Source organism: Microcystis sp. M31BS1, assembly GCF_020245285.1.
Lineage (GTDB): Bacteria > Cyanobacteriota > Cyanobacteriia > Cyanobacteriales > Microcystaceae > Microcystis > Microcystis panniformis.
Map to the genome: position 1 here is coordinate 1 of NZ_JADBVE010000307.1, position 8,613 is coordinate 8,613.

At 44.7% G+C, this 8,613-nt stretch carries 8 protein-coding genes and 2 pseudogenes; 6 read left to right on the forward strand and 4 right to left on the reverse strand.

From position 1 onward, the window contains the following. Positions 1–226: 226 nt before the first annotated feature. Positions 227–1,114, reverse strand: a complete 888-nt coding sequence (locus IM509_RS17680; protein WP_185237862.1) for a helix-turn-helix domain-containing protein — start codon at positions 1,112–1,114, stop codon at positions 227–229. A gap of 327 nt (positions 1,115–1,441) precedes the next feature. On the opposite strand from IM509_RS17680, the gene carA reads away from it, so the two are divergent. From carA to IM509_RS17705, 5 genes are all read left to right on the forward strand, one after another. Continuing rightward, positions 1,442–2,590: a glutamine-hydrolyzing carbamoyl-phosphate synthase small subunit gene (gene carA, locus IM509_RS17685; RefSeq protein WP_052277739.1), complete on the forward strand. Its 1,149-nt coding sequence runs from the start codon at positions 1,442–1,444 to the stop codon at positions 2,588–2,590. A 74-nt stretch (positions 2,591–2,664) separates the two neighbouring features. Continuing rightward, positions 2,665–3,015, forward strand: coding sequence for an STAS domain-containing protein (locus IM509_RS17690; protein WP_052277738.1), 351 nt, complete (start codon positions 2,665–2,667; stop codon positions 3,013–3,015). A gap of 3 nt (positions 3,016–3,018) precedes the next feature. Beyond that, positions 3,019–3,435 (forward strand): Mini-ribonuclease 3, encoded by a 417-nt coding sequence (locus IM509_RS17695; RefSeq protein WP_002768850.1) that lies wholly within the window; start codon positions 3,019–3,021, stop codon positions 3,433–3,435. A 40-nt stretch (positions 3,436–3,475) separates the two neighbouring features. Then, a complete protein-coding gene (gene rlmB, locus IM509_RS17700) occupies positions 3,476–4,342 on the forward strand; it encodes a 23S rRNA (guanosine(2251)-2'-O)-methyltransferase RlmB (protein WP_185237863.1) in 867 nt (288 codons plus the stop codon). Between the two features lie 112 nt (positions 4,343–4,454). Further along, positions 4,455–4,751, forward strand: a complete 297-nt coding sequence (locus IM509_RS17705; protein ID WP_185237864.1) for a DUF1816 domain-containing protein — start codon at positions 4,455–4,457, stop codon at positions 4,749–4,751. Positions 4,752–5,013: 262 nt separating this feature from the next. Here IM509_RS17705 and IM509_RS17710 read toward each other — a convergent pair whose 3' ends face one another. Beyond that, positions 5,014–6,447, reverse strand: a complete 1,434-nt coding sequence (locus IM509_RS17710) for a bifunctional orotidine-5'-phosphate decarboxylase/orotate phosphoribosyltransferase (RefSeq protein ID WP_052277736.1) — start codon at positions 6,445–6,447, stop codon at positions 5,014–5,016. A 12-nt stretch (positions 6,448–6,459) separates the two neighbouring features. Then, entirely contained in the window at positions 6,460–7,464 is a 1,005-nt protein-coding gene (locus IM509_RS17715; protein WP_185237865.1) for a CHAD domain-containing protein, read from the reverse strand. Between the two features lie 118 nt (positions 7,465–7,582). Between IM509_RS17715 and IM509_RS17720 the strand changes: the two are divergent. Continuing rightward, a pseudogene (locus tag IM509_RS17720) lies at positions 7,583–8,461 on the forward strand (ABC transporter permease); the annotation flags it as partial. Positions 8,462–8,481: 20 nt separating this feature from the next. Here the strand turns inward: IM509_RS17720 and IM509_RS17725 are convergent. Then, positions 8,482–8,613 (reverse strand): annotated as a pseudogene (locus IM509_RS17725) (RNA-guided endonuclease TnpB family protein); the annotation flags it as partial.

The window sequence follows — 8,613 nt, forward strand, 5'->3', positions numbered from 1 at the left end:
CTGAAATGGGGCGAAAGTCTGTGGACTCTGTGTAAGACAGTACATGGTTTTTTAACTGTGGTATGCGACGGTGGTGGAAGCAGAAACTTAAATCGTGAGGTTTAGGAATCGCCGCCCTAAAAGTGCGGCGAGGATGTCAACTAAGCTGAACTCTCTCAACTGCGAGAGTCTCCACCCTCAGCAAAGGGTTCGGAGGAGACTTTTCAGTCTCCTATCCCCTAATTCCCTACTCTAAAGCGTAGATACGACCATCCATGAGCAGACGGGTGATCCCTTTAGCTTCCAGTTGAGCGTGAGCTTTTTCGATCAGGCGACCGTCGGGAACTTTAATCACTTTTTCCTTGCGCTTGGAGAAACGACGAGCGATGCGATGACTTTCAAAGATGGGGAGAGTGCGCTGTTGGATTTCCTGAGGGGGAACCTTACCCAATTCGGCAAAATCCTTGAGGGGACGGGTGATTAGTTCGGCAGCGCGATCAATGACCAAGTAACAGGTTTTGGGAAAAGCCGCCGCCGATAGGGGTAATATCTGTAATTGGGCTGTTTTAACGATAGTCGGGCCTAAATAGCTCCCCGCTAGTTCCTCCTCCTCCTCATCTTCATCTTCATCTTCATCCTCCTCTTCATCCCAATCCTCGTCAAGCTCATCTTCCTCCTCCTCTTCCTCGATAGCTTCGACGAAAAACTCGTTTAAATTAGCGTCTTCTAGTGGTTTATCGCCATTAATTTCTATATATTCCGAATTATCTGCTTCTGGCGAGTAAGAGGTATCCATTAACAGGGTTAATTGTTCCACAGCAGTGATCGGTTGCTCAAAAGCCTGCTCATCCTTAGCTGCGATGTGGGCTGCCCGAAAACTAATCACCTCGATCGCTTTTTCTGGTAAATCCGCTGCTGCTCCCTCCTCCTCGAGGCCACGAGGATTGCGGGCCAAGCGTTTTTTCTGGATTAACTGCTCGTATTCCTCGCCAGAAAAAGAATTTTTGAGAAAACGACTGACCGTAGAACTACTCACGCCATAACGCTCGGCTAACGTGGAAGTGGTGGCCTCCGTTTCCCGATAAAGCTTAAGAATTTCTTTTTTCGTGGCATCAGTCAGTTTTCTTGCACTCATATTACTTATATAGTTATTTTTTAAGCGATAGGATCTTGCCGATGGCTAGTCAGGGGAAACGGGAGCATCTCACCTTTGTAACCCCTAAATCAGGTTTTTATGTCAAGCTATTTTGAAAGCCTTGCTGGAAACCAGTTTTAGGGATAAGTATAATTACTCACTTGCATAAATGAGATGCTCCCGGGGAAACTGTTGTCTTTGAGCGGACGTACTCTTAATCATAAAACGCTCTAGCCAATTAAAACTAAGCAATTCGTTTTCTAGTCCCTGTTCTAGTCTATCCTTGACTTCTGTTTCTCACCACTACTCAAGATTAAAAAATTGACAATGATATCAAGTGCTGCTAGTCAAAAAGCCTTATTAGTTCTAGCCGATGGTACAGTTTACGAGGGTTATTCCTTCGGCTCCCAGGGAACCACCGTCGGCGAAGTTGTCTTTAACACAGGGATGACCGGTTATCAGGAAGTCCTCACCGATCCCAGTTATGCTGGTCAAATCGTCACTTTTACCTATCCAGAATTGGGAAATACGGGGGTTAACCCCGAGGATGAGGAGTCAATTCGTCCCCAGGTGAAAGGAGCGATCGCCAAAAATATCTGCCCCCGGCCCAGTAATTGGCGTTCTAGCCAATCCCTACCGGATTATCTGGCCGCTCATCATGTTATTGGCATCTATGGCATCGATACCCGCTCCCTGACCCGCAAAATTCGCTCGGTTGGGGCGATGAATGGGGCAATTTCGACGGAAATACTCGATTATCATGATTTACTGCGGCTGGTGCAGGCGGCCCCCAGTATGGCGGGGTTAAATCTCGTTAAAGAAGTTACCACCAAGGAAGTGTACGAATGGACGACTCCCACCCCGTCCGCCTGGGAATTTGCGCCAATTGATAGTGATCAAGAACCGTTAACGGTGGTGGCGATCGATTTTGGCATCAAACGCAATATTCTCCGGCGTTTAGCCAGCTACGGTTGTCGGGTGATCGTGGTTCCCGCTGACACTCCCCCGGAAAAAATCGCCGCCTATAATCCCGATGGTATTTTCTTTTCTAACGGACCGGGAGATCCAGCGGCTGTCACCGAAGGAATTGCCCTAGCCAAGCAACTTTTGCAAGGGGAAAAACCCACTTTTGGCATCTGTATGGGTCATCAAATTTTAGGCCTATCCCTAGGGGCAGAAACCTTTAAACTAAAATTTGGCCATCGCGGGTTAAATCAACCCTGTGGACTGCAGCAACAGGTGGAAATTACCAGTCAGAATCACGGTTTTGCCGTGCAGGAGGCATCTTTAAATCCGCAAGTGGAGATTACCCATCTCAACCTCAATGATCGCACCGTAGCGGGTTTAAAACACAAGTCTCTGCCCTTTTTCTCGGTACAATACCACCCCGAGGCCAGTCCCGGCCCCCACGATGCCGATTATCTGTTTGGCCAATTTGTCGACTTAATGCGGCAAGCAAAAAAGGATCGGGCGTAAATTTTTAGGATATACTAGGGTTTTGATTTTTACGGCTCTAGAGCTAGGAGGCGATTATTCCGGAAGCAATTAACTTGACCGTCAGCTTGCGAGGCACGCGTGAGGTCAGAGATAAGTACCAAATTTTCCGTTTGACGGGTCTTTTAGATGCCTTTTCCGAACCGACTTTTTGTAAGGTGATCGAAGGCTATGTGGAGCAAGGTCCCAAGGATGTGATTATTAGCCTCGCTCAGATTGATTTTATCGATAGCTCCGGTTTAGGGGCATTAGTAAAATTGGTGAAAAAGGCCAAAACCAAAGGGGGCAGTTTACAAATTGTTACCAATCCCCGGGTAACTCAAACCGTAAAACTGGTGCGATTGGAGAAGTTTTTTTCCCTGCAACCCACCCTGGAAGCGGCGATCGAATATCTAGAAAAAGCGTAAATCGTGGAATCTCCTCTCGAACAAATTCGCTTACAGGTCAGTGGCCAGGGTTCACCAATCCTAGAGGGTCTTGACCGATTATCGCCCGCTTCCCTGGCCTATCTGGGGGATGCTGTTTATGAATTATACATCCGCACTTATTACTTACTGCCGCCCCAGCGTCTGGGAGACTATCACGCTCAGGTGGTGGGCAAAGTCAGGGCCGAACAACAGGCTTTGGATTTAGCACAACTGCAGCCCTATCTGACAGACCAAGAAAAAGAAATTCTGCGCCGGGGACGCAATGCGGTCACGGGAAAACGCCGTCGTCTGACAGCCCAAGTCTATCAGCAGGCCAGCAGTTTAGAAACCCTGTTCGGCTATCTTTATCTACAAGACCCCTCAAGATTACATCAACTATTAGAAAAACTAGAATTATAGCCATCGGGATGACTCCCGACTCCTTTACTATTAATCAATCATGAGCGATCGACCATTTCGTGACAAGTCCGATAATCGTAATTCTCGCCGGCCCTTGCGGTCAAAAACTGGGCCAATTCTGGCTAAATCCCCGGCAGTAACTCCAGAAAACCAAGAAGCTGATGATCTGCTCTACGGTCGCCGGGTGGTTTTAACGGCCATGGAGGAGGAGCGCCAACTAAATCGGATTTGGGTGGTCAATCGACTCCGTTACGATCCCCGTTATCATACCCTCTTGGAAAAAGCCAAAGCCAACGGTACGGTAATTGATGAGGTGGACGATCTGCGTCTCGATCAGATTACCAATAAGGCCAATCATCAGGGGATTGCAGCCCAGATGTCCCCCTATGATTATATCGAATTAGCCGATCTGATCGAAAAAGCTAAGGGCAAAAGTCGCCACCCCGTCATCGTCATCGCTGAAGGTATTACGGATCCCCATAACCTTGGGGCAATCATTCGCACCGCCGAAGCTATGGGTTGTCAGGGGGTAGTTATTCCCCAACGTCGCGCCGCCGGGGTGACATCGACGGTGATGAAAGTGGCGGCCGGATCCTTGGAATATTTACCCGTCGCTAGAGTGGTTAATCTCAATCGTGCTTTAGAAGAATTAAAAGCGGCGGGTTTTTGGCTCTACGGCACGGCGGCAAAAAGTGGTAAATCCTTACACACAATTAATTTAACGGGTGCGATAGGATTGGTGCTAGGTTCGGAGGGAGAGGGTTTGAGTCTGTTGACCCAAAAGTCCTGCGATGAGTTGGTATCTATCCCCTTGGCAGGCAAAACCCCCAGTCTCAATGCTTCGGTGGCGGCGGCTATGGCTCTTTATGAAGTTTACCGTCAACGCTGGCAAAATTCCCCCGACTGAAAATCTGTATTTTTCGACACTCCCAATAGCCAAAAGGAGAAAGTATAAATAAAATAGGAAGGAAGTTTGCGAAATGTAAACGAACGTAACAAAACCACCAGAGTAGATTGAGATGGGGAACGAGATGAAAGAATTTTTGATTAGCTTACTGGAAAGGTTCGGATTAGCCTACTGGGTCGAGATTAAAACCGACTATCCCAGATGTACTTATTATTTCGGTCCTTTTCTCGCTAAAGACGAGGCTGAAGTCGCTCAAGCCGGTTATGAAGAAGATTTGAAAACAGAAGGAGCGCAGGGGATTAAATTGGATATAAAACGTTGTAAACCCGAAGATTTAACTATTTTTGAGGAAAAAGAAGAAAGCAAGCTCCTGAATCCCCTAAAGGTCTTACGCAGTCAAGCTTCTTAACAATTTTCAGTGATCAGTAATCAGTGATCAGTAATCAGTGATCAGTAAACAGTAAACAGTGATCAGTAAACAGTAAACAGTAAACAGTAATCAGTAATCAGTCAAAAGACAGCAGGAAACTGCCATTTGATGAGGCTCACTTAATACATACTGCTCACTTAAAACTGATAACTGCTCACTTAAAATTGATAACTGATAACTGGTAACTGGTAACTGATAACTGGTAACTGATAACTGATAACTGATAACTGATGGCTAAATATCAATGGGAGCGATTTAAAAAACAGCTATATTCTGCTTCTGTCAGTCTTCCCGCTTCGTAGAGAGTATCGGTAATTTCTGCTAGGGTTAAAACCGAATAAGGTTGATAACCATGGCTACGAAGTTTATCTTTAACAGGGCCACCATGGTCGATAAAAACTACGATATCATTAACTAATAATCCCGCCGATTTAATCTTTTCTGCCCCTTCGATCGCACTTTTGCCAGAAATTAAAATATCGTCCACTACTACCACGGTTTCCCCCACCTGAAAATTACCTTCAATTACTCTTCTTGTGCCGTGAGCTTTTACTTCTTTGCGGGGGAAAATCATCGGATGATTTAATAATAAAGATAAACCCGTAGCTGTGGGTAAAGAGCCGTAGGGGATACCGGCAACGCGGTCAAATGTCAAGGTTTTTAATATTTCTCCATAGGCTTCAATTACCTGCTGAAAAATATTAGGATTAGAGATAATTTTTCTCAGATCAATATAATAGGAAAAAGTTTCTCCCGATGCTTGCACATAATCGCCAAACATCAAGCAGCCAATATCAAATAATTGTAGAATTAAATCCTGATGAGGATGTTGTTTTAAAAGACAAACGTTAGCAGTCCAAGTATCATCTTGGCTTGATTCTTGCTGGTGATTTTGTTTAATTTTGTTGACTTCCTCGCGTAAATCCTTGACTTTTGACCCCAAATCGGGTTGAGATAAAAAGTCTTGGGGTACAGGAATTAATAAACCCTCGCCATGACTATTTAAACCCACAGTAATTAACTCAGAAAATTGACTTTTTTCTTCCCAAATACTGCGTAATAAAATCAATCTTTCGGGGGCAAAATTGCGAATCTTGGTCAATATCTCTGGTTGAGTGGTTCCCACTTCTAAAAACACCTGTTCGGGAGTTCCCCAGGTGCAAGCTTCTTTGACAACTTGCAGATAAAAAGGATTGTCGCGACTGGGAAATTCTTGCAGATTAATCGCGCCTTGATTGGAAGTATGACAGAGGATAAAAGCGCCATGCTCGGGGTAAACTAAAAAAGGAGCAACGTGATCCTGTCCGGAGTAGGGATTGAGAGTAACCGCGTCCACCTGCCAAGTTTTAAAGATAGTCTCGGCTAAAATACTGCTAGTATTAATATCACCGTGTTTAGCATCCAAAATTACCGGGATATGAGCGGGAATTGCCGTTAAAACTCGCTGTAATAATTCTAAACCTGCCGCTCCCAAAGCTTGATAAAAACCTAAAGTTGGTTTGTAGGCACAGACAAAAGGAGCAGTTTCATCGATAATAAACTTGAGCCACTGTTCTAAATTAACGATTAATTCTCCCGGGGTGGAGGGCATCATTTCGGGGTTAGCATCTAAACCGAGGACAAGTAGAGTCTGGTTTTGACTAATGGCGTGGTTTAACTTTTGAAAAAAATTCATCGGTTTCTAATCTCAGGATTCTGGATTAGTTTCTAATTCTACACTATTTGGCCGAAAAATAGGCTGTAAAATTGTCTGGTGCAGACTTTTTCTGGTGTCAGCGTCAAGGAATTTCTTTTGTAAGGGTTGCCATTCTTGCCATTTTTGGCGACGGATATTTTGGAAAATTTCTAGTAAGGTGGGCATTTCCTTGGCAAGACAATTAGGGAAAATTTGGCTAAGAAAATCCGAGAGAACACAACAATCCTGCATTTCTCCGAGAATACCTTGAAGGTTTTTAATATCTTCTAGATACTCTCGATACTTATCGCCATAAAACTGAGGGAATAACTCCATATTATAGCGGGAACGCTTGGCTTCTTTGCGGAGATCGTGCAGTAATAATCCTTCTTTTTCCAATAAGTCATCAATTTCTTGACTAGAAAACTCTCCTACTTTTTGATCTTCCTCTAAATTTACCCCAACTAACCAGCCTTCGTGCAGTAAAAAGCGACTCGCTTGCGGTAATAATAAGTCTGGTAAAACTGTGGCAATATCTAATTTTCCCATCGGTTGATAGGTGGGATTATCCAACCAACTGGCAAAATCTGCCTTAAAATTGAGAAATTTATCGGACTTTAAGAGTTTTTCTACCTTAGCAAAAGCCTTCTCCCTTCGGTGTTCGAGAACTTGTAAAACTTTCTTCAGTAAATCCTGTTCTTTCGGTGGTAAAATTGGCTGATAATGGCCGACAAAAGCCGATTTTAACACATCTAAATCCCGCAATTCTCCTAAAATTCTGCCCAGATTACCCACCCGTTTTTGATCGGCAGATTTCGGCATGGTTAAAGCGGGTCTAAAACCGGTTAAGGTACTGCGAAGACGGCGCATTCCCACACGAATTTGATGTAATTCTTCCGGATCCTGATCGAGTAAAACCCCAGCTTCGTGTTTAAGAACTTTATGAAAATGTTTATCAATACCGATATAGGCCCAATCGGCAACAGTTTTAGCTTGAGGATTAAATTTGTTAGTCATTGGTCTTTAGGGGGGAAATAATGTCAAGATGGTGATAGAGTCTTTAAATAAAGACTGGAACTAATAGATCCCATTCATTCTATACAATAGGATGAAGCAGCCGCTTTAAGAGAAGTTTATGGATAGTTTTTGGCTAGATTATGGGGGGGAAATCGCTTTTCGCACTGGAGAACATCTTTTCTTGACGGGAATAGCCATGGCTATGGGTAGCTTAATCGGGATTCCTCTAGGTATTTTAATTAGTCGTCAAGCTATTCTCGCTCAACCGATTATAGCGATCGTTAACACCCTACAGACTATCCCCAGTTTGGCCCTATTTGGTTTTTTAATTTCCGTGCCTTTTTTGGGAGGAATCGGCAAAATTCCCGCTATTGTTGCCCTAACTCTCTATACTTTACTGCCAATTGTTTTAAATACCTATCTGGGCATCAAAAAAGTTGATCCCGAATTAAAATTAGCCGGGTTATCCCTAGGCATGACCGACGGTCAAATCCTGCGCTATATCGAATTACCCCTGGCCAGGGCGACAATTTTGGCAGGAGTGAGAATTGCGACGGTGATTGCTATCGGTGTGGCTACGATCGCAGCTGCCATTGGTGGCGGTGGTTTGGGAGTGTTTATTTTTCGCGGTATTGCCACGGTCAACAATCAGTTAATTTTGGCGGGGGCAATTCCTGCCGCTTTTTTAGCCCTTGTTGCCGATTGGAGTCTCGGTTGGTTAGAAAAGACCTTTTCCCCTTCGCCACGTCCGAAAAAGCCCTCTAAATGGCAATGGGGCTTAGGTTTAATCGGTTTGGCCCTGCTATCTTTTCTCTTGACTCAAATTTTCCATTCATCCCCCGGCACCGTGGTGATCGGTTCCAAAAATTTTACCGAACAGGTGATTTTAGGGGAAATTTTGGCACAGGAAATCGAAAAAGAGACGAATTTACGGGTTGATCGTCAATTTAATCTCGGTGGTACTCTGATCTGTCTTGACATCCTCGCCGCCGTAAAACGGACGGCGATTCCCAAACCTCACGATTTAGGTTTCTGCTTCTTTCCCTTGCGGGGTTCCGCACCTGCCTTAACAGATTTACTCTGTTCTGGTCTTATGGTCGCTCTACAGACTGACACCGCAAGCCCTGCGGCCAAAATATTTTTACTAGC

What these genes read in the sequence shown, in the direction of transcription:
- IM509_RS17715 (WP_185237865.1), bottom strand. Translation starts at nt 7,464, where the DNA reads ATGACTAACAAATTTAATCCTCAAGCTAAAACTGTTGCCGATTGGGCC.
- carA (WP_052277739.1), top strand. Translation starts at nt 1,442, where the DNA reads ATGATATCAAGTGCTGCTAGTCAAAAAGCCTTATTAGTTCTAGCCGAT.
- rlmB (WP_185237863.1), top strand. Translation starts at nt 3,476, where the DNA reads ATGAGCGATCGACCATTTCGTGACAAGTCCGATAATCGTAATTCTCGC.
- IM509_RS17705 (WP_185237864.1), top strand. Translation starts at nt 4,455, where the DNA reads ATGGGGAACGAGATGAAAGAATTTTTGATTAGCTTACTGGAAAGGTTC.
- IM509_RS17710 (WP_052277736.1), bottom strand. Translation starts at nt 6,447, where the DNA reads ATGAATTTTTTTCAAAAGTTAAACCACGCCATTAGTCAAAACCAGACT.
- IM509_RS17680 (WP_185237862.1), bottom strand. Translation starts at nt 1,114, where the DNA reads ATGAGTGCAAGAAAACTGACTGATGCCACGAAAAAAGAAATTCTTAAG.